We start from the raw sequence: 19,422 nt of genomic DNA, 5'->3' as shown, positions 1-19,422 counted from the left end.
GGGTACTGAGGTGAGGGTCGCGTGAGCACCGAGCTGCCGTCCGACTGCCCTCCAGCGGGGTCGTCCGCCGACGACCTCAACGAGATGTGGCGCGGCCAGCTGCGTTGGTGGCACGGGCTGTTCGCCGTCCTGGTCGTGACGACCGTCGTGGTGATGGTCGCGGAGGACACGCAGCACCTCGGCTGGCGGCTGGGGTGCGTGGTCGCCATCGGCGCCGCGTATGCCGTCTGGGGCCGCCGCGGCATGGGCGAGCGCGACCTGCGAGCCGGCATCACCTACATGGTGCTCGCGTGGGGCCTGATGGTCGTCCTGATGGCGTTGGACGGCACGGGCACCGCGTGGATCCTGACCTTCGGCCTCTTCCCGCAGACGTGGGCGATCCTGCCGCGCAACAAGGCAGCCGGGACTGTCGCCGTTGCCGTCGTCGGGATCGCGGTCGTCCGCGTGTGGCAAGGTCCGCGCACCGCTGACGAGTTCATCGGGATCGCGATCAGCACGGTGATCATGCTGGTGCTGTCGTTGACGCTCGGCCTGTTCATCGACCGCATCATCCGCGAGGCCGACAGCCGTGCTCGCACCATCGACGAGCTGCAGCGCACCCAGGACGAGCTCGCTGCGGCCGAGCGCGCGCAGGGTGTCGCCGGCGAGCGCGAGCGGATCTCGCGCGAGATCCACGACACCCTTGCGCAGGGTTTCACCTCGGTGGTGACCTTGGCGCGAGCGACCGAGCTGGCGCTGGACCGCGGTGACCTCGCCGCCGTCCGGGAGCGACTGCGAATGATCGAGCAGACGGCCGTGGACAACCTCTCCGAGGCTCGGCTCATCGTCGCCGAGATGACGCCCGGCCACCTCCAGTCGCGCACCCTCTCCGAGGCGTTGCAGCGGCTCGTCGACGCGGTCTCGGCGGAGAGCGGGATGTCAGGGACGCTGCGGGTCGAGGGGGAGCCGGTCGTCCTGTCGGCCAACTCCGAGGTGGTGCTCCTACGCACCGCCCAGGAGGGACTGGCCAACGTGCGACGCCACTCCGGCGCCACGACGTTCGAGGTGTCCCTGTCCTATGGCGCGGACGGGCCGGTGGCCCTCGTGGTCACCGACAACGGGGTCGGGTTCGACCCCGGCGCCGAAGCGCGCGGCTATGGGCTCGACGGTGCGACTGCCCGGGCCACCGAGGTCGGCGGCCGGTTCGACGTGAACAGCACGCCTGGATCAGGGTCGCGGTTGAGGGTGGAGGTGCCGCGATGAACGGCGAAAGGGGCCCGATGACGTTGCGGCTGTTGGTGGTCGACGACCATCCCGTGGTGCGCATGGGCCTGGTCGCGATGCTGTCCGAGCACGCGGAGTTCGAGGTCGTCGGCGAGGCCGCCGACGGCGCCGAAGCGGTGGTGCTCGCGGCGCGGCTGCATCCGGACGTGGTGCTCATGGACCTGCGGATGCCGGTCATGGACGGAGCCGACGCCACCGCCAAGATGCGGGCGACCGAGAACGCCCCGGCAGTCCTCGTGCTCACGACCTACGACACGGACGCTGACATCGTGCGTGCGGTGGAGGCTGGTGCCAACGGCTACCTGCTGAAGGACGCGCCCCGCGAGACGCTGGCCGACGCGATCCGGCGAGCGGCCCGCGGCGAGACGGTGCTCGCTCCACCCGTCGTCGCGAGGCTGGCCAGCCGGATGCGGGCCCCCGCGCCGCCGACGCTGACCGACCGCGAGACCGAGGTGGTGCGGTGCGTCGCCAAGGGCCTGTCCAACGCCGAGGTGGGCCGCGAGCTGCACATCGGGGAGGCGACGGTGAAGACGCACCTGCTGCGGGCCTTCGAGAAGCTCGGGGTGACCGACCGCACCGCAGCCGTCACCGCGGCATACCGGGCCGGTCTGATCGAGCTCTGAGCCCCTGACCTGGCCACAGCAATGTCAATCATCAACAGGCGCGCGTCTGGGCAGGTCAGCCGGGCGGAGGGAGCAGCAGCCAGTAGCCGTCCCGCGCCACGGCGCCCTCGGGGTGCTTGCGTGAGGTCCGTGCCTGGTAGGGCTTGAGGACCGACCGAAGGTCACGGTCGAGCTGCTTGGCCTCTGCGCTGGTGAGCCAGACCCGGCCGCGGCTCAAGGTCGTGAACTCGTCGCGGGCGCCGTCGGCGAGGTCGTCGGCCGCGCGCTCGATCCCCGCCTGGAGCTCGGTGGCCCACGGGACCATGAAGGTGCGGCTCACCGCCGGGCCCGCCGCGCGGTGGGCGCTTGCCGGGACCGTGAAGTGGTCGGCCGTGGCCCGCCAGGGACGTTCGCGGCCGTCGCTGGACTCGTCGCGCTCGACGATCCCCCACTGCTCGAGCGCCCGGAGGTGGTAGCTCATGGCCGACGGCGTGATCCCGCAGAGCCGGGCCGCCTCGGTCGCGGTCAGCACCTCGCCGTTGAACAGCTCGCTGATGACACGCTGTCGTGCCGGGTGGGCCAGGGCGCGCAGCGCCTTGGGGTCGTCGATGGTGAGGGACGTGCGTTTCCGGCTCCGCGGCATACCGGAATCGTAGTTGACGACGGGCGATGTGAAACGTAGCCTTCACAATTATGAAGGAACTGTTTCAGATATTCCGAGTGTGGGACGTGCGACTGGCACTGCCGGCCGCGATGGTTTCGCTCCTCGGTGACGCCATGGCGATGGTGGCCCTCACCCTGCGGGTCCACGACAGCGGCGCCGGCCCGTATGCCGTGGCGTTGCTGCTCGTCTGCTTCTCACTCCCCGTCGTGGTGACGATGGGGCTGGTCGGCCACGTGGCGGACTCCGTCGACCCGCGGTTGGTCCTCGGCGCAGGTGGGCTGGTGCAGGTGCTGGCCTGCTTGGGCCTGGCGACGTGGAACGGCCTGGCCGCGACCTACGCGCTGGTGGTGGTGTTGCAGACCGGATTCGCGTTCGCCAACCCGGTGTGGTCGTCGGTGCTGACCCGGGCGGTGGGCGACCACCACGTGGGGCGACTGGTCTCGACCCAGCAGGCGCTGGGCGCCGTGGCTGCGCCCATCGGGGCAGCACTGGGCGGCGTGCTCGTCGAGCTGCGCGGGGACTCCGTCGTCTTCGTCCTCGATGCCGCCACGTGTGCCGTGCTGCTCGTCGCGGGGTTGGCCGTCCGGACGCGAGTGGCGGGCAACGGCCGAACGGCGGCCCGGCGCGATGACGCGACCCGAGCAGCCGTGTCGTTCCTCCCGCGGGCCGGACTGGCGGTGGTCCGCGCCGATCGGGTGGTGTGGGTGCTGGTGTGCGCGATGCTGCCGTTCGTCGTGAGCCTCGAGAGCATGAACGCGGTGGAGGTGTTCCTCGCCCGCGACGAGCTGCACGCCACACAGGCGCAGTTCGGCTACTGGCAGGCGCTGACCGGGGTGGGTGCGGTCTTGGGAGCTGTCGCGGCGGGAGTCCTGCGCGCCGACCCGACGAGGCTGCGCGCCCTCGTCGTCGCGCTGGTGGCCATGTCGCTGGCCCAGGTCGGCTCGGGACTGGCACCGACGCTCGCCTGGCTGTTCGGGTTCGGTGCAGCGCTCGGGTTGGCCAACGCCGTGAGCAACGCCGCGCTGTTCGCCGTCTTCATGCGTCGCACCGCACCGGGCGACCGGGGCAAGGCGCTCGCCGTCGTCAACGGGATGGCCAGGACCTGCACGATGCTTGCGCTGGGTCTGGGCGGGGTAGGCGCCTCGACGATCGGACCCAGGGGCTCGTTCGTGGTGGCCGGGTGCTGCGGGGTTGCGGTGGCGTGCTGGGCCGGTTGGTCACTGCACCGCATCGGCGCACTGCGAGCTCCTGGAGACGCGCCGGCGGTCCAGGCAGCCCGTGAGTCCGTGCCAGAACCACCGGATCTCCGGAAGGTTCACTTCCAACAGGGGAGGTGAGGGACGAGAGGGGTCAGACGCGGTCGTCGCGCTGGTCGTCCAGTGCCTCGTCGGTCTCCCCGACGACTGCCTCGGTGGAGGTCCGGCCGCGACGGGCTCGGACCACCTCGACCACCATGGGGATCACCGAGACGGCGACGATCGCGAGGATGGCCAGCTCGAGGTGGTCCTTGAGGGCAGGGAAGGAGTTGCCCAGGAAGTAGCCGAGCAGGGTGACGACCCAGACCCAGAGGACGGCGCCGACGCCGCTCCACAGGAAGAAGTGCCGCCGCTCCATCCGGCTCACCCCGGCGACGACGGTGATGAAGGTGCGCACGATCGGCACGAAGCGACCGATGACCAGTGCCTTGGCCCCGTGCTTCTCGAAGAACGCGTGGCTGTCGTCGAAGTACTTCTTCTTCAGGATCCGGCCGTCGCGTTCGTACAGCGGGCGACCCACCGCCCGGCCGATCTCGTAGCCGACGACATTGCCCGCGAAGGCAGCGACGCTGAGCACCAGCAGCGCCACCACGAGGTTCATCGAGAAGTCGCCGGTGCTGATGAACAGGCCGATGGCGAAAAGCAGCGAGTCACCCGGCAGGATCGGGAAGAGCAGCCCGCACTCGATGAAGACGATCGCCACACTCACCCAGAAGAACTGCGAGCCGAAGTGGTCCAGGAGCCACTGCGGGTCCATCCAGTTGGTGCTGAGTGAGTGCATGGCGTCAAGGGTATGCCGGGTGCCCGCCCGCGCCCGAATCCTCACCTGAGAGCAGCCTGTGGACGACAACCACCCGGTCAGCCGGAGGGCCAGCTTCGCTGGATCCGCGACCAGTCGCCGATCTGGGCGAACGGGTCGGGCTGGGCACGGGCCCGCGTCGGTGCCGGACCATTCGTCGGCGCGTAGTGGTCCAGGCCGGAGGTGAAGACTCCCTCGCCGCGGGTCAGGTGCGGGATCCGCTGCTGCACGCCATGGACCGAGTCAGCCGGCACCTCGCCGGCCAGCACGGCAACCCCAGCGCGCAGCGTGGTCTCCAGCGGCACCGCGTGGTGCCGGGCCAGCTCGCCCAAGACGGATCCCAGCACGTCCTCGGGGATCTCGAGCTCGAACCGGTGGACCGGCGCGCACACCACCGTCCGGGCCCGGGTCAGGGCCTCCGCCAGCACCAGCCGGGTCAGGCTGCGGAAGTCCTGTGCCGTGCTCGACATCGCCTTGTCGAAGGTCGCGTGCGCGTGGCTCTGGCGCGGGTAGTAGCCCGAGTGCGTCATCACGACCCGGGCGTCGGGTATGGCCCAGCCGTGCACGCCCTCCTCGAGCGTCGCGTCCACCCCCTCGCGGACGGCGGTGAAGAACGCGGGCGGCATCGACCCCAGCTCCACCTCGAGCGCGAACTGCTGCCCCGCGCCGAGAGGCAGCGGTTCGACGCGCAGCCCAACCGTGGCGAGGAACGGGTTCGGCGCCACGCCGATGAGCTGGCAAGCGGTTCCGGATCCGACCACTCGCTCGACACAGATGCTCGTGGTCGGTCGGAACGTCACCTCGACCCCGTAGTCGGCCGCCAGCACCGCCGCGATGACCTCCTTCTGGACCTCGCCGTACAGGGACACGGCGATCTCACGCCGCCCGTCGTCCTGGCGAAGGTCGATGAGCGGGTCCTGGTCCGCGAGCTCGGTCAACGCGGCATACATGGCTCCGACGTCCTCGGGACGCACCGCGTCGACCACCGTCTCGAGGCTCGGCCGCGAGAACTGCCCAGCCCAGCTGCCTCCAGAGGCGGCACCTCCGCCCCCGCGGCCCCCTCCGAACCGGTCGCCGATCCGTGCCGACGACCACCCCTGGACCGCGGCGATCCGCCCGGCGGGCACCTCGTCGACGCGCACCAGCCGGCCGCGGTCGAAGACCCGCAGCCCGGTCACCTTCTCGGCGGCCCGTCCGTCGACGGCGACCCGGTCGCGGACGCGAAGGGACCCTGACCTGACCCGGGCCAGCACGGTGCGTTCGCCGTTGGTGCGCTCCACCTTGAACACGACGCCCGCTGGTTCACCTGAGACGTCGTGGCCGGTCCCCGGCAGGAAGGTTGCGAGCACGTCGAGCAGCTCGTGGACGCCCGCACCGGTGATGGCCGACCCGAAGACGACCGGGTGGGCGGTCGCCGCCCGCACTCCTCCGCGCAGGGCAGCGAGCTCGGTGGGTCCCATCTCGAACGGCAGGTATGCCGCGGCGCGGGTGCCGGCGCCCGTCACCTGCCCGAGGGCGATGGCTTCCGGGCTCAGCCGGCTGGCCACCTCGCCGAGGACCCGGTCCGGCTCGGCGCCGGTCCGGTCCACCTTGTTGACGAAGACGACCACGGGCAGCCCGAGCCGCTGCAGGGCGCGCATCAGGACGAGCGTCTGTGCCTGCACGCCCTCGACGGCCGAGACCACCAGGACCGCCGCGTCGAGCACCGCGAGGGCGCGCTCCACCTCGGCGATGAAGTCGGAGTGGCCGGGGGTGTCGATCAGGTTGACGGTGGTCGAGCGCCAGTCGAAGGACACGACGGCAGACCGGATCGTGATGCCGCGCTGGCGCTCCAGCGCCATGCTGTCGGTCTGGGTGTCACCAGCGTCGACGCTCCCCGGGGCGTCGAGCACCCCTGCTTCGAAGAGGACTCGTTCGGTCAGGCTGGTCTTGCCGGCGTCAACATGGGCGACGATCCCCACGTTGAGGGTTCTGCTGCGCGCTGTCATGCGCCTTCACATCCATTCGGTAAGTGGGTACCTGGCGGGACGTGAAAGCAGCTCGCATCGGGGTTCTCCGTGGTCGTCGGGTCAGTCGGTTGGTCGAACGGTTACTCCTTCATGGCAGCAGAGCGCAGCCGTGGTGGGCAACAGGTTTACGGTCGGTCAGGGCTCAGGGAGTGCGTACGGCGGCGATGGGGAGGTCGTGCTCCTGTGCCCAGGCCTGCCACTCCTCGGCGCTGCGCTGGGCGAAGGCCTGCTCCAGGTCGGCAGCGGCGCCTTCGACGCCGAGGGCCTCGGTGAGGCGCTTCCAGAAGTGCGCCTCCAGAGCGGCCACCGCGACGAAACCCGTTGCTGCTGCATAGATCCGGTAGCTCGGGAGCGACCCACCGAGCAGTCCGTCCGGTGTGGTCATCCCCTGCCGGAGCGGTTGCGCCAGGTCGGCCGCCACGTCGCTCAGCGCGACCTCGCGATGGTGCCCGACGCCGGTGCGGGAGCGCTGCACGAGGGTGGCCAGTCCGTCCGCGACGGCGCGCTCGGCTCCGGCCAGGTCGGCTATCAGCACGGTCGGCAGCTCCGGCGGCCGCAGCGTGCCGACCGTCGCCTGGTAGGTCAGGTCGTGCCCGGCGATCTCGACGTCGGCACCGGGGTGCCCCACGATCGCGACCTGGCACAGCTGCGGACACCGGGCGTGCAGCGTCTCCCAGTCCAGCCCCAGCCGTGCGAGGGAGGACGGTCGTGACGACGTGACGAGCAGGTCCGTCTCGGTCAGCAGCTCCCACAGCCGGTCGAGGTCTGCGGCCGCCTTCAGGTCGAGGACGACGACCTCCTGGCCGGCGGCCAGCCGGTCGTAGTACGCGGGGGCGTGCAGCGCCAACGGGTCACCCGACGTGGGCTCGACCTTCGTGACCCCGGCGCCGAGCGCCCCCAGCCGTGCCGCCGCGGCCGGACCGGGCAGGTTGACCGCCAGGCTCAGGACGCGAACGCCGTCCAGCGGCAGCCGGGGTGTGGACTCTGCCATCGCGGTGCTCCTGTCGATGAGGAAGGCGTCGGTCGCGGTCCGCGACCATCTGGGAAACCTAACGCGCCTAGGGTGGCCACCGTGAGCGAGGAGGTCGGCGTCGGGCCGTGGACGGGCGAGCTTCCTGCAGGTGACCACTGGGACGCCGAGCTGCTGCGGGACGGCGACCGGCGCAACGTCGTCGACGCCTACCGATACTGGCGGCACGAGGCGATCGTCGCCGACCTGGACACCCATCGCCACGACTTCCACGTCGCCGTCGAGAACTGGGGGCACGACTTCAACATCGGCTCCGTCATCAGGACGGCAAACGCGTTCAACGCCAAGGCTTTCCACATCGTCGGCAAACGACGGTGGAACCGGCGCGGTGCGATGGTGACGGACCGCTACCAGCACGAGCACCACCACCGCACGGTGGACGACCTCGTCGCCTGGGCCGTGTCAGCCGGGACCGACGACGAGGGCCGGCCCCGCGGCATACCCCTCATTGGCATCGACAACCTGCCCGGCTCGGTTCCGCTCGAGACCCACGACCTGCCCCGCGAGTCCGTGCTCGTCTTCGGGCAGGAGGGTCCGGGGCTCTCGCCGGACATGCGGGAGGCGTGCGAGGTGGTCCTGCACGTCGAGCAGTTCGGCTCCACGCGGTCGATCAACGCAGGCGCGGCAGCCGCTGTCGCGATGCACGCGTGGATCCGTCGACATGTCTTCGACCAGCGCCTAGATTGACATCGCCGCAGGTGGCAGGCCTGCGCGGGACGAAGGGGGCGGGCTGTGGCGCTGTTTGGCAAGAGTCGGAAGAAGGCGGAGATCGCCGACGGGCTGCGGGCGCAGCTGGCACCGCGGGACGAGCTGGCGGTGGACCCGCCCGAGGAGGACTTCGCAGCAGCTCTCGCTGGGGCGAAGTCGGGCGACCCCGGTCCGGTGGGCAGCTACCTCGCCGGCCTGCGTCAGGCGAAGGCGTGGGACCTGCGCAGCCGAGCCGTGGACCGGATCGCGACCGACGCCGTCGAGTCGCCGCTGTGGGTCACGAGGTGGGCGGAGGCCGAGCCGGACGACCCGGACGCCCAGCTCCTCCAGGCCGCGCTGCTCATCCGGCTGGCGTGGGAGGCCCGGACCAAGCACTCGACCGAGAACGTCGAGCAATGGCGGTTCCAGGAGTTCCACGACCAGCTCGAAGCCGCCACGCCACAGCTCCACCGGGCCATCGAGCTCAACCCCGGTGACCCCGAGCCGTGGCGGTTGGCGATGCAGCACGCGACCGGGCTGGAGGCACCGGAGGAGGACTTCCGCGAGCACCTCGCCCATGCCCAGCAGGCCGACCCGTGGCACTACCAGTCGAACGAGCAGGCCGTGAACCGGCTCTCGGCCAAGTGGGGCGGCTCGCACGAGGCGGCTTTCGACTTCGCCGAGCAGGTAGCTGCTGGTGCCCCCGACGACCGCGCCGTCCGCATCCTGCCGCTCCGGGCCGGTTACGAGATGTGGATCGAGGACGAGTCGGCCAAGAAGCCGATGCGTGGCCGGGTCGAGCAGGCGCTGGCAACGGCCCAGGCCTTTGCCGACCGCTTCCCCGAGGGAGCGAGGGAGGCCGCCGAGGCGCGGAGCATGCTCGGGTTCATGTACGCAATGCTCGACCGTCACCAGGAAGCCTTCGACGCCTTCAAGGCGACCGATCGGAACGTCTCGTCGATGCCCTGGGAGTACAACATCCCGCCGGGCAAGGACGACATCGACCGCTTTGCGACCTTTCGGGATGCGGTCGTCGTCCGGCTGGCCGACGCCTCCGTCTGATCGCGGCTGAACGCGCTGGAACATTTTCGGGCAGGCTGTCGATTAGCGCACTGCTCGCCCGTCATCAGGGTGGAAGTACCCCACCGATGAGAGGAACAGCCATGACCCAGTACATCGTCCTGTTGCCAGCCGACGAGGCCCGCTACGCGTCGGGCTCCGCACAGGAGCGCACCGACCTCACGGCCGCGCACGGGGAGTTCGTCCAGCTGCTCGCCGAGCGCGGGCACAAGATGACCGGCGGCGCCCAGCTGATGCCGTCCAGCCAGACCCGCGTGGTCCGCGGCAGTGCAGTGGACGACGTGACCGTCACCGACGGCCCCTACGCCGAGAGCGCCGAGCAGGTGGGTGGCTACTACGTGGTCGAGACCTCCGACCCCATGGACCTGGCCAAGGTCTGCGGACGCCTCTTCGCCACCCCGTTCCACCAGGCCGTCGAGATCCGTCAGCTCGTCGAAGGCATGTGAGGAGTCCGTCATGACCGAGTACGTCGTGCTGATCGTCGGTGATGCCGACCGGTGGTGGACCACCATGAGCGCCGAGAAGCGCCAGGCCGGGTATGCCGAGTACACGCGTTTCGGCGAAGAGCTCAACAGCCGGGGTCACAAGATCACCGGCGGCGCCGAGCTGCACGCGACCACCGAGGGACACCGGATCCCGCGCGGCGGCGGGCCGGTCACCGACGGCCCGTTCGCCGAGGTGACCGAGCAGGTCGGCGGTTTCTACCAGATCGAGACCGACGACCTGGACGACCTGCTGGACTGCTGCCAGATCATCGCCAGCGTCGGTGACGGCATCGAGGTCCGACGGGTGGTCCAGCCCGAGGACCGCGGGTCGTGAGGTACGTCGTCCTCATCGCCTACGAGCCCGGTCACTATGACGGGACCGACGAGGCGGTGCGGCAGGAGTACTTCGACGCCCACCACGCGTTCGAGCGGTACGTCGACGAGCACGGCAAGCGGCTGGACAGTGCGGCGCTGAGCGACGCCGACCTGGCCACCACGATCCGGCGCGACGCCGACGGGGCCGACGTCGTGACCGACGGCCCCTTCGTGGAGCTGACCGAGCAGCTCGGCGGCTACTACGACGTGGAGCTGCCCGACCTGGACCGCGCGATCGCGGCCGCTCGGCTGCTGCCGAAGGCCTACACGCTCGAGATCCGCCCGGTGGTCGGTGTGGAGGGCTACGAGAGCGCGTGAGCGGGTGACTGCAGAAGCCGACGCCGCGCTCGCGGCGGTCGTGCGCGAGCAGTGGGGGCGGCTGACGTCCCTGCTGCTCGCGCAGTTCCGCCGGCTCGACCTGGTCGAGGACGCCCTCGGCGACGCGGTCGAGTCGGCGGCCCGGCGCTGGTCGCGGGACGGCGTCCCGGACAACCCGCCTGCCTGGCTGCACACGGCCGCCCGCCGCCGCGTGCTGGACCGGCTGCGTGCCGAGGCGATGGCGCAGCGCAAGGTGCCCCTGCTCGTCGTCGAGCAGTCCGGACGAGAGGAGGCCGCGGTGCGAGTCGACACCGGTGACCTCGTCGAGGACGACCTGCTGCGGCTCGTCCTCATGTGCACGCACCCGGCGCTCGACCCAGCCGCCGCCAGCGCGCTGGCCCTACGGCTCGTGCTCGGCGTGAGCACCCACGACATCGCCAGGTTGTTCCTCGTCCCCGAGCCCACGATGGCGGCCCGCCTGACCCGGGCCAAGAAGAAGATCGTGTCGGTCGGCATCCCGTTCGCGGTCCCCTCGGCCGACGTGCTGCCAGAGCGCCTCGGCGCCGTCGCCCAGACGGCCTATCTCGCCTTCACCGCGGGCTACGCGCCCGGTTCCGGCCCGGACGCCGTGCGCACCGGGCTGGCGGGGGAGGCGATCCGGCTGGTGCGGGTCGTGCTTCGGCTGCGCCCCGACGAGCCCGTGCTCGTCGCCCTGTTGGCGCTCATGCTGCTGCAGCACTCGCGGCGCGACGCTCGAGTCGACGAGGCCGGCCGGATCGTGCTGCTGCCCGACCAGGACCGGTCGCGTTGGCACCGCGACGAGGTCGTCGAGGCGGTGCGGCTGCTCCGGTCGCCGAGCCTCACCGGCCCTATCACCGTCCAGGCTGCCGGGTATGCCGTGCAGGCCCGGATCGCGGTCGAGCACGCCACCGCGCCGACGGCCGAGGCGACGGAGTGGGACCGCATCGTCGCTCACTACGACGACCTCGTGGCGCTGACCCCCACTCCCAGTGCCAGGCTGGCCCGTGCCGTGGCCGTCGCGGAGGCGCGCGGACCCCACGAAGGACTGGCCGCCATGGCAGGGCTGGACGAGGAGCTCTCGCACAGCCACCGGCTTCCGGCGGTCCGGGCCGAGCTGCTCACCCGCGCCGGCGACGTCGAAGGCGCCGACGCGGCATACGCCCTTGCCATCGAGCGCTGCGGCAACGACGCCGAGCGCGCCCTGCTCCGCGAGCGGCGGGCTGCCCTCCACGACGCGCCGCACTGAGCGCACCGCCCCACTCGTGGGCGACCACGGACCAGCCTGAGACACGGGTGTCCGGCCGTGCGCGGGTCGTGCAAAGATCGGCGACGACGCAAGGCCGACGCCACGCACGAGTCGAAGGAGACTTCCATGCCCATCGCCACCCCCGAGGTGTATGCCGACATGCTGGACCGCGCGAAGGTCGGCTCCTTCGCGTACCCCGCCATCAACGTCTCGTCATCGCAGACGCTGAACGCCGCGATCCGTGGCTTCGCCGAGGCTGGCAGCGACGGCATCGTGCAGGTGTCCACGGGCGGCGCCGAGTACCTCTCCGGCTCGACCGTCAAGGACATGGTGACCGGCTCGATCGCGCTCGCCGCTTATGCGCACGAGGTCGCCAAGAAGTACGACGTCAACATCGCGCTGCACACCGACCACTGCCCGAAGGACAAGCTGGACGGCTTCGTCCGCCCGCTGCTGGCCGCGAGCGCCGAGCGTGTCAACGCCGGTGGCACGCCGTGGTTCCAGTCGCACATGTGGGACGGCTCCGCGGTTCCGCTCGATGAGAACCTCGAGATCGCCCGCGAGCTGCTCGACCTGGCCAAGGCCGCGCACATCATCCTCGAGATCGAGGTGGGCGTCGTGGGCGGCGAGGAGGACGGTGTCGAGGGCAAGATCGACGACAAGCTCTACTCCACGCCCGAGGACGCGCTCGCGACCGTCGACGCACTGGGCCTTGGTGAGCACGGCCGCTACCTCACCGCGCTGACCTTCGGCAACGTGCACGGCGTCTACAAGCCGGGCAACGTCAAGCTGCGCCCCGAGATCCTCAAGGCCGCCCAGGACGCCGTCATCGCGGCCAAGGGGCTGTCCGCCGACGCCAAGCCGTTCGACCTCGTCTTCCACGGCGGGTCCGGCTCGACGGCGGAGGAGATCGCCGCCGCGGTGGACTACGGCGTCGTCAAGATGAACATCGACACCGACACCCAGTACGCCTTCACCCGCCCGGTCGCCGGCTACATGCTGAGCAACTACTCCGGGGTGTTCAAGATCGACGGCGAGGTCGGCAACAAGAAGCAGTACGACCCGCGTGCCTGGGGCAAGGAGGCCGAGGGTGGCATGGCTGCCCGCGTCGTCGAGGCCTGCCAGAACCTCCGGTCGGCCGGCACCCACGCATGACCGAGCTCAATTGGCCCCGCTCCTCGTTCCGCCCACGCGGAGCGTGGGACCCGCGGGCCTCCCTCGTGCCGCCCACGCGGAGCGTGGGACCCGGCTCGTTTCCTCGGAAGGTCGTCGCATGACCGACAACCTCCTCGGCATCCCCGAGACCCGCCTGCCCGTCGACCCCGCCGCCGCGAAGCTCGACGAGGGCGTCGCAGCGGACCAGGTCGCCGCGGCATACCCGACGTCGTCGCTGGCCTGGGCCACGCTGGCCGAGGACGCGCTCGCGGACGGGCGCACCGTCGAGGGCTACGCCTACGCGCGCACCGGCTACCACCGCGCGCTGGACTCGCTGCGCAAGAACGGCTGGCGCGGCCAGGGTCCGGTGCCGTGGGAGCACGAGCCCAACCGCGGGTTCCTGCGCGCGCTCGCTGCGCTCTCGAGGGCCGCCGGCGCGATCGGTGAGACCGAGGAGGAGCTGCGCTGTGCGCAGTTCCTGCGCGACTCCTCCATGACGGGTGCCCGCGAGCTCGGGCTCTGAGCGCATCGGGCGGCCCGCCACGACGGGGTAGGCCGTCCGCTCACCTCAGTGGGTGAACCTGACCTCCCCGACGGCCTGCTCCTGGTGCTGCGCCACCCTCTCGTTGCCGACCCGGACGACCATCGTGTACTCGTCGCCCTGCCAGCTGCAGTAGCTCGAGCCAGCCGCACCCTCACACATCGTGAACGTCGGTGACTTCTGCACGGTCGACGCGAAGGCGGCGTCGACGGCGGACGCGGTGGCCAGCTTGGCCGCCCGGGGGCGGTCCCTGTCGACCCACGCGGTGACGAACGCCTGGGCGTAGGCTTTCGGGCTGTCCGGGAGCACTAGGGGGTCCTTGGCGGGCGGTGGCGTCAGCATCGTCGGGTTGGGCTTGGTGGGCTTGCTCAGCGTGGGTGCGGGAAGGGTCGGCGTGGCGGTGACCGTCACCGTGACGGTCGGTGTCGCCGGTCCGGACGTTCCAGTCGTGGTGCTGGAGTCGCTCGACCCCGCGCCCGCGGAGCTGCCACAGGCGCTGAGGAGGACCGCAGCCGCAACTGCGGCGGCAGCCGCGGCTGCCCGGGCGACCAGGTGAGTCTGCATGGAATCCCTCAGCTCGAACGAGATGTGCTCTCACCCTTGTGGACGCCGTTCGGCCTACCGGGGTTGCCCAGCAGATGGCGCTGGAACAGCTGGCGCCGGAAACAGTGACGCCGGGGGACCGGACCCGATTTCCTGGATCCCGTCCCCCGGCGTCGCCCCCTGACGCGGGCCGAAGCCCGCGGTGCAACTCGTCGAGTCGTCCCCTGCCGTCTGACGAGTGGCGTCAGGTCATTGTGCCTGCATAAGGGCTACCTAAGGTGGCACTATGATGCCAAAGGACAGATGATGACATCCCGGCGTGGGAGGCCAGGCGTGACCAGCGGCGATGCATCCTCGCGCGAGGTGGCCCGGCTCGTCACCGAGCCGATGGAGCGGCTGATCGCCATCCTGGACCGTGGTGAGGAGCAGCTCGACGCACGCCGGGCGGAGCTCGCCGAGGTTCGCTACGCCCTGTTCGAGCTCTCTGCAGAGGGGGCGACGCAGGGGTCGAGGCGCGGTGGTGGCGCCTTCGAGCCGCTGACGGCCGAACGCGCCGCTCCCGTGCTGCGCTACCTCCTCGAGCAGACGACCGAGATCTCGCGGGTCTGCACGCTGAGCGTCAACGCGGGTGCCGGGATCGAGCAGGAGAACTATCGGCTCAACCAGGACCTCATGACGGCCGGCCGGTTCCGTCAGCGGACGATCTACCCGATGGACATCATGGACAGCGAGGACGGTCGCGCCTGGGTGCACTCCTTCGCGGGCGTGGGCGAGGAGCAGCGGCTGTCGCTGGCCCCCCCGAGCGAGTTCACGATCTTCGACCAGCACGCGCTCGTGGCCGTCGCGGAGTGGGGCAACGTCCACGGCGACTACGTCGTCGTGCGTGACCCGATGCTGATCGCGGCCTTCACCCAGCTCTTCGACCGGGCCTTCGAGCGCGGCCTGCCGGTGGTGCGCGACGAGGACCAGGACGACGAGGAGGTCCGGCTCGTCAAGCTGCTGGGACTGGGCCTGAAGGACGAGTCGATCGCGCGCTACCTCGGGTGCAGCCTGCGGACCGTGCGGCGCCGGGTGGCCGCCATGATGACCCGGCACGGCGTGCAGACGAGGTTCCAGCTCGGGCTGGCGGCGGCCGCGGGTGAACTCGGCTCCCCCCAAGAGAGCGCGGACCGGTAGCCTTTCCCGGTACGGGCCCCGTGCGAACACCACGGGGCCTGCTGCATGACCGCGGGACCAACGCAGAAATACGGGAGAGGTGCGGGTATGCCGGCAATCGTGCTCGTGGGCGCTCAGTGGGGCGACGAGGGCAAGGGCAAGGCCACCGACCTGATGGGCAGCGACGTGGACTACGTCGTGAAGTTCAACGGCGGCAACAACGCCGGCCACACCATCGTCATCGAGAAGAACGGCAAGCGGGAGAAGTACGCCCTGCACCTGCTGCCCTCGGGCATCCTCACGCCGACCTGCACACCGGTCATCGGCAACGGCGTGGTGATCGACCTGGCCGTGCTGTTCGAGGAGCTCGACGGGCTCGAGGCCCGCGGCGTCGACACGTCCCGCCTCCTCGTGAGCGCGAACGCCCACATCATCGCGCCCTACAACCGCGTGCTCGACAAGGTGAACGAGCGGTTCCTGGGGTCGCGCAAGATCGGGACGACCGGCCGCGGCATCGGCCCGACCTATGCCGACAAGATGGCGCGCAACGGCATCCGGGTCCAGGACCTCTTCGACGAGAAGATCCTGCGCCAGAAGGTCGAGGCCGCGCTGGCGCTCAAGAACCAGATCCTCGCCAAGATCTACAACCGCAGGGCGGTCGAGGTCGATGAGGTGCTGGAGGAGCTCCTCGGGTATGCCGAGCGGTTGCGTCCCATGGTCGCCGACACCTCGCTGGTCCTCGAGCAGGCCCTCAACGAGGGCAAGACGGTGCTCCTGGAGGCCGGCCAGGCGACCCTGCTCGACGTCGACCACGGCACCTACCCGTTCGTCACGTCGTCCAACGCCACCGCCGGTGGTGCCTGCACGGGCTCGGGCATCCCGCCGACCCGGGTCAACACCGTCATCGCGATCCTCAAGGCCTACTCCACGCGGGTGGGGGAGGGGCCCTTCCCCACCGAGCTGTTCGACGCGAACGGTGAGTTCCTGCGCAAGACCGGCGCCGAGTTCGGCACCACCACGGGTCGACCGCGCCGCTGCGGCTGGGTGGACACGGTGGTCGGCCGCTACGCGACCCGGATCAACGGGGTCACCGACTTCGTGGTCACCAAGCTGGACGTGCTGACCGGGCTCGACACCATCCCCGTGTGCGTGGCCTACGACGTGGACGGGGTCCGGCACGACGAGATGCCGGTCAACCAGACGGACTTCCACCACGCGAAGCCGATCTACGAGGACCTGCCCGGCTGGTGGGAGGACATCTCGACCTGCCGCACCTTCGGGGACCTGCCGGCCAACGCCCAGGCCTACGTGCTGCGCCTCGAGCAGCTCATCGGCGCCCGCGTCTCGGCCATCGGGGTCGGGCCGGGTCGCGACGAGATCATCAGCCGGCACTCCCTGCTCGGTGACTGACCCGACGGCTGACCCACGACCCCGGTTCGCACCGGGCGGCCCGGTGCGCGCTCGCTACACGAAGTGGGGCGGCAAACGGCACCATGGCGCCGACCTCGTCTACCTCGGTGCCGACGAGCACGGCGACTGGCTGGGAGACCCGGTCGGCAACCAGTGGTCCGGCGGGCCGAAGTCGTTCATGAGCGTGACCGACAACGTCCTGCTCGTCCCACGCGGCCGGGGCATGACCGCGATGTTCTACAGCGAGCACCCGGAGCAGGCCTTCGAGCTCTACGTCGACATCACCACCCCACCTGCCTGGGACGGTGACCGTGTGACTGCCGTCGACCTCGACCTCGACGTGATCCGCCGGTTCGACGGCAGCTGGTACGTCGACGACGAGGACGAGTTCGCCGAGCACCAGGTCAGCTACGGATACCCGTCCGAGCTGGTGGCCGCCGCCGAGGCCGAGTGTGCCCGGGTGAGTGCGGAGATCCGTTCAGGCGCAACGGTTCTCGCGATGGAGACGGCTGCGCCATGGCGGGCCGTGTTCCGCACCCTGCAGTCCCGCTAGGCCGGGTGCAGCACCGTCATCCGGTGTGCCGCTCGGGTGAGGGCGACGTAGAGGACCCGGGCCCCACCGGGTGACTCGGCCGTGATCTCGTCGGGGTCGACGATGACCGTGGCGTCGTACTCGAGGCCCTTGGTCGACATGGGGTCGATGACCGCAACCCGGTCGCTGAGGTCACCCACCCCAGCCAGCGCCGCGGCATGCCTCGCCGGGGTGATGACCGCGATCGAACCCTCGACCTCGTCGAGGAGGGTCTCGACCGCGGAGGTGGCCGCTGCCGCCCAACCGTCGCTGGCGACCGTGGTGTCGACCGGGTCTACCCCGGTCTCCCGCACGGCCTGCGGGATGTCGGCGTCCGGCACGTGCACGCGGACCATCCTGGCTGCGTAGTCGAAGATCTCGCGGGCGTTGCGGTAGTTGGTGTCCATGTGGAACAGCCGACGTTCCTGCGTCCCGAAGGCTTCCTCGCGAGCGCGGCCGGCCTCGACGGCGTCGGGCCAGGAGGCCTGTGCAGCGTCGCCGACCACGGTCCACGACGAGTAGCGGCCGCGGCGGCCAAGCATCCGCCACTGCATGGGGGACAGGTCCTGGGCCTCGTCGACGAGGACGTGGGCGTACTCGCCGGGGCCCTCGATGCGACCTTGGAGCAGCAGCTCGCGCGGGTCGGTGGGTGCCGTCCGGGACGACCTGGTGCCGACGCCGCGGGAGTCGGCACCGGCGCGCACCTCGGCGACGCCGAACTGCGAGACGTCCTCGAACTCCTCGATCTCGTAGAACCCGCGCTCCTCGGACGGTCCGTCCTGGACCGGCCCGAGACGGGCGGCGAGGTCGTCCACGAGGGCGGCGTCGGCAGCCGACCAGGTGCCGGTCTCGAGCGCGTGGCGCATCGACGCGGCGAACAGGTCGCACTCGTGCGGTGACAGCACCCCCGCGCCGTGCTGACGGGCCAGCTCGGGGTCGGCCAGCCACAGGAGGACGTCCCGGGGGTCCACCTGGGGCCACCACACGGCGAGGAAGGCGTCGACCTCGAGGTGGTCGTCGAACCGGTCCATGAACTCGGCGCGGTCGCCGTCCCGCACGCTCGCCCAGGCCGCCTCTGCCAGCGCGCTCTGGACCGCCTTGGTCGCCAGGTTGCGCTGGTGGTTCCGCAGCACCTGGGCGCGGATCCGGTCGAGGACCGACGCGTCGACGCGGACGGCCTTGCCGTTGACGAACGCACGGAACGACGGGGGCGCCTCGGGCGGTGCGTCGGAGGAGGCGCGCGCCAGGAGGCGACGGATCCGCAGCGACCCCTTGATGGCGGCCACCTCAGGGGTGTCCAACCGGCTTGCCGTGACGCCGTCGACGACGTCACCGAGCGAGCGCAGGGTCACCGACTCCTCGCCGAGCGAGGGCAGCACCCGCTCGATGTATGCCGTGTAGGCCGACGAGGGGCCCACGACGAGGATGCCTCCGGCCTCGAACCGACGACGGTCGGAGTAGAGGAGATAGGCCGCGCGGTGCAGGGCGACCACGGTCTTGCCGGTGCCCGGGCCGCCGGTGATCTCGGTGATCCCGCGGGCCGAGGCCCGGATGGCCTCGTCCTGGTGGCGCTGGATGGTGGCGACGATGTCGCGCATCTGCGCCCCGCGGCTGCGGGTCAGGGCGGCGAGCAGGGCTCCGTCCCCGACGATCACGAGGTCGTCAGGGGCGTCGGTGACCATGAGGTCGTCCTCGACCCCGACGACGTCGGCGCCCTTGCAGCGCAGCACCCGGCGGCGCAGCACGTCCATGGGTTCGACGGGGGTGGCCCGGTAGAAGGCAGCGGCGGCGGGTGCGCGCCAGTCGATGACGAGGGGCTCGTAGTCGTCGTCGCGGACGCCGAGCCGACCGATGTAGCGGGTCTCGCGGTCGGGGTCCTTGGCCTCGTCGGCCAGCGCGTGGTCGAGGTCGAGCCGGCCGAAGACCAACCCTTCGTACTGGGTGTCGAGGGTGGACCGGCGTCGGGCGGCGTTGAAGACCAAGGCGTCCCGCTCGAACAGCCCGGTCAGCTCCTCGTCGCGGACGTCGCCGGTGCGGTCGGTGCGGCCGCGCGCCAGGCCATCGGCCTCGACGAGGCCGGCCCGGGCCTGAGCCTTGAGGAGCTCGGCATACACGAGGTCCACATGGGTCTGCTCGATGGCGATCTCACGGGCGACCTCGGCGCTGGACGCCTTGGCGCTCGAGTGGTCCGATCCCGTCACGGTGCAACACC

General features: G+C 70.8%; 20 protein-coding genes. 14 read left to right on the top strand and 6 right to left on the bottom strand.

Annotation, left to right across the window (positions count from 1 at the left end):
- The first annotated feature begins 21 nt into the window (after positions 1–21).
- Together EAH86_RS08930 and EAH86_RS08925 are read left to right on the top strand one after the other, a co-directional pair.
- Positions 22–1,242: a sensor histidine kinase gene (locus tag EAH86_RS08930; RefSeq protein ID WP_140739364.1), complete on the top strand. Its 1,221-nt coding sequence runs from the start codon at positions 22–24 to the stop codon at positions 1,240–1,242.
- Positions 1,239–1,886, top strand: coding sequence for a response regulator (locus tag EAH86_RS08925; protein WP_206665789.1), 648 nt, complete (start codon positions 1,239–1,241; stop codon positions 1,884–1,886). The genes EAH86_RS08930 and EAH86_RS08925 overlap by 4 nt, the downstream gene beginning before the upstream one ends.
- A 55-nt stretch (positions 1,887–1,941) precedes the next feature.
- On the opposite strand, the gene EAH86_RS20625 is transcribed toward EAH86_RS08925, so the two are convergent.
- A complete protein-coding gene (locus EAH86_RS20625) occupies positions 1,942–2,508 on the bottom strand; it encodes an ArsR/SmtB family transcription factor (RefSeq protein WP_206665788.1) in 567 nt (188 codons plus the stop codon).
- 50 nt (positions 2,509–2,558) lie between these two features.
- Here EAH86_RS20625 and EAH86_RS08915 point away from each other — a divergent pair, with 50 nt between their 5' ends.
- Complete coding sequence (locus tag EAH86_RS08915) at positions 2,559–3,866, top strand: MFS transporter (protein WP_140739362.1); 1,308 nt, start codon at positions 2,559–2,561, stop codon at positions 3,864–3,866.
- Between the two features lie 13 nt (positions 3,867–3,879).
- Here EAH86_RS08915 and EAH86_RS08910 read toward each other — a convergent pair whose 3' ends face one another.
- The 3 genes from EAH86_RS08910 to EAH86_RS08900 all read right to left on the bottom strand — a co-directional run bounded on the left by EAH86_RS08910 (position 3,880) and on the right by EAH86_RS08900 (position 7,584).
- Positions 3,880–4,566 (bottom strand): DedA family protein, encoded by a 687-nt coding sequence (locus tag EAH86_RS08910; protein ID WP_140739359.1) that lies wholly within the window; start codon positions 4,564–4,566, stop codon positions 3,880–3,882.
- Positions 4,567–4,643: 77 nt separating this feature from the next.
- A complete protein-coding gene (locus EAH86_RS08905; RefSeq protein WP_140739356.1) occupies positions 4,644–6,572 on the bottom strand; it encodes an elongation factor G in 1,929 nt (642 codons plus the stop codon).
- A gap of 163 nt (positions 6,573–6,735) precedes the next feature.
- Positions 6,736–7,584, bottom strand: coding sequence for a CoA transferase (locus EAH86_RS08900; protein WP_140739353.1), 849 nt, complete (start codon positions 7,582–7,584; stop codon positions 6,736–6,738).
- 72 nt (positions 7,585–7,656) lie between these two features.
- Between EAH86_RS08900 and EAH86_RS08895 the strand changes: the two genes are divergently transcribed.
- From EAH86_RS08895 to EAH86_RS08860, 8 genes are all read left to right on the top strand, one after another.
- Positions 7,657–8,310: a TrmH family RNA methyltransferase gene (locus EAH86_RS08895; protein ID WP_425325223.1), complete on the top strand. Its 654-nt coding sequence runs from the start codon at positions 7,657–7,659 to the stop codon at positions 8,308–8,310.
- Between the two features lie 45 nt (positions 8,311–8,355).
- Positions 8,356–9,372, top strand: a complete 1,017-nt coding sequence (locus EAH86_RS08890) for a hypothetical protein (RefSeq protein ID WP_140739347.1) — start codon at positions 8,356–8,358, stop codon at positions 9,370–9,372.
- Positions 9,373–9,473: 101 nt separating this feature from the next.
- Entirely contained in the window at positions 9,474–9,836 is a 363-nt protein-coding gene (locus EAH86_RS08885) for a YciI family protein (protein WP_161988606.1), read from the top strand.
- A gap of 10 nt (positions 9,837–9,846) precedes the next feature.
- A complete protein-coding gene (locus tag EAH86_RS08880; protein ID WP_140739342.1) occupies positions 9,847–10,209 on the top strand; it encodes a YciI family protein in 363 nt (120 codons plus the stop codon).
- Positions 10,206–10,568: a YciI family protein gene (locus EAH86_RS08875; protein WP_140739339.1), complete on the top strand. Its 363-nt coding sequence runs from the start codon at positions 10,206–10,208 to the stop codon at positions 10,566–10,568. Before EAH86_RS08880 ends, EAH86_RS08875 begins: the two co-directional genes overlap by 4 nt.
- A gap of 4 nt (positions 10,569–10,572) precedes the next feature.
- The gene (locus tag EAH86_RS08870; protein ID WP_140739336.1) at positions 10,573–11,835 is read left to right on the top strand and encodes an RNA polymerase sigma factor; all 1,263 of its coding nucleotides are present in this window, start codon (positions 10,573–10,575) and stop codon (positions 11,833–11,835) included.
- 126 nt (positions 11,836–11,961) lie between these two features.
- The gene (gene fbaA / locus EAH86_RS08865) at positions 11,962–12,990 is read left to right on the top strand and encodes a class II fructose-bisphosphate aldolase (RefSeq protein ID WP_140739332.1); all 1,029 of its coding nucleotides are present in this window, start codon (positions 11,962–11,964) and stop codon (positions 12,988–12,990) included.
- Positions 12,991–13,108: 118 nt separating this feature from the next.
- On the top strand, positions 13,109–13,513 hold the full coding sequence (locus EAH86_RS08860) for a DUF3151 domain-containing protein (RefSeq protein ID WP_140739329.1): 405 nt from the start codon (positions 13,109–13,111) through the stop codon (positions 13,511–13,513).
- A 45-nt stretch (positions 13,514–13,558) separates the two neighbouring features.
- Here the strand turns inward: EAH86_RS08860 and EAH86_RS08855 are convergent, their stop codons facing one another.
- Entirely contained in the window at positions 13,559–14,095 is a 537-nt protein-coding gene (locus EAH86_RS08855) for a hypothetical protein (RefSeq protein ID WP_140739326.1), read from the bottom strand.
- A gap of 312 nt (positions 14,096–14,407) precedes the next feature.
- Between EAH86_RS08855 and EAH86_RS08850 the strand changes: the two genes are divergently transcribed.
- The 3 genes from EAH86_RS08850 to EAH86_RS08840 all read left to right on the top strand — a co-directional run bounded on the left by EAH86_RS08850 (position 14,408) and on the right by EAH86_RS08840 (position 17,192).
- A complete protein-coding gene (locus EAH86_RS08850) occupies positions 14,408–15,250 on the top strand; it encodes a hypothetical protein (RefSeq protein WP_140739324.1) in 843 nt (280 codons plus the stop codon).
- Between the two features lie 87 nt (positions 15,251–15,337).
- The gene (locus EAH86_RS08845; RefSeq protein ID WP_140739321.1) at positions 15,338–16,639 is read left to right on the top strand and encodes an adenylosuccinate synthase; all 1,302 of its coding nucleotides are present in this window, start codon (positions 15,338–15,340) and stop codon (positions 16,637–16,639) included.
- A complete protein-coding gene (locus EAH86_RS08840) occupies positions 16,632–17,192 on the top strand; it encodes a DUF402 domain-containing protein (protein WP_140739318.1) in 561 nt (186 codons plus the stop codon). Before EAH86_RS08845 ends, EAH86_RS08840 begins: the two co-directional genes overlap by 8 nt.
- Here EAH86_RS08840 and EAH86_RS08835 read toward each other — a convergent pair.
- On the bottom strand, positions 17,189–19,411 hold the full coding sequence (locus EAH86_RS08835; protein WP_140739315.1) for a HelD family protein: 2,223 nt from the start codon (positions 19,409–19,411) through the stop codon (positions 17,189–17,191). The genes EAH86_RS08840 and EAH86_RS08835 overlap by 4 nt on opposite strands.
- Between the last annotated feature and the right edge of the window lie 11 nt (positions 19,412–19,422).

Source organism: Pedococcus bigeumensis, assembly GCF_006438965.1.
GTDB classification, from domain to species: Bacteria; Actinomycetota; Actinomycetes; order Actinomycetales; family Dermatophilaceae; genus Pedococcus; species Pedococcus bigeumensis_A.
Note: the sequence above shows the minus strand (reverse complement) of the source record. Positions and strands in the feature narration are given on the sequence as shown.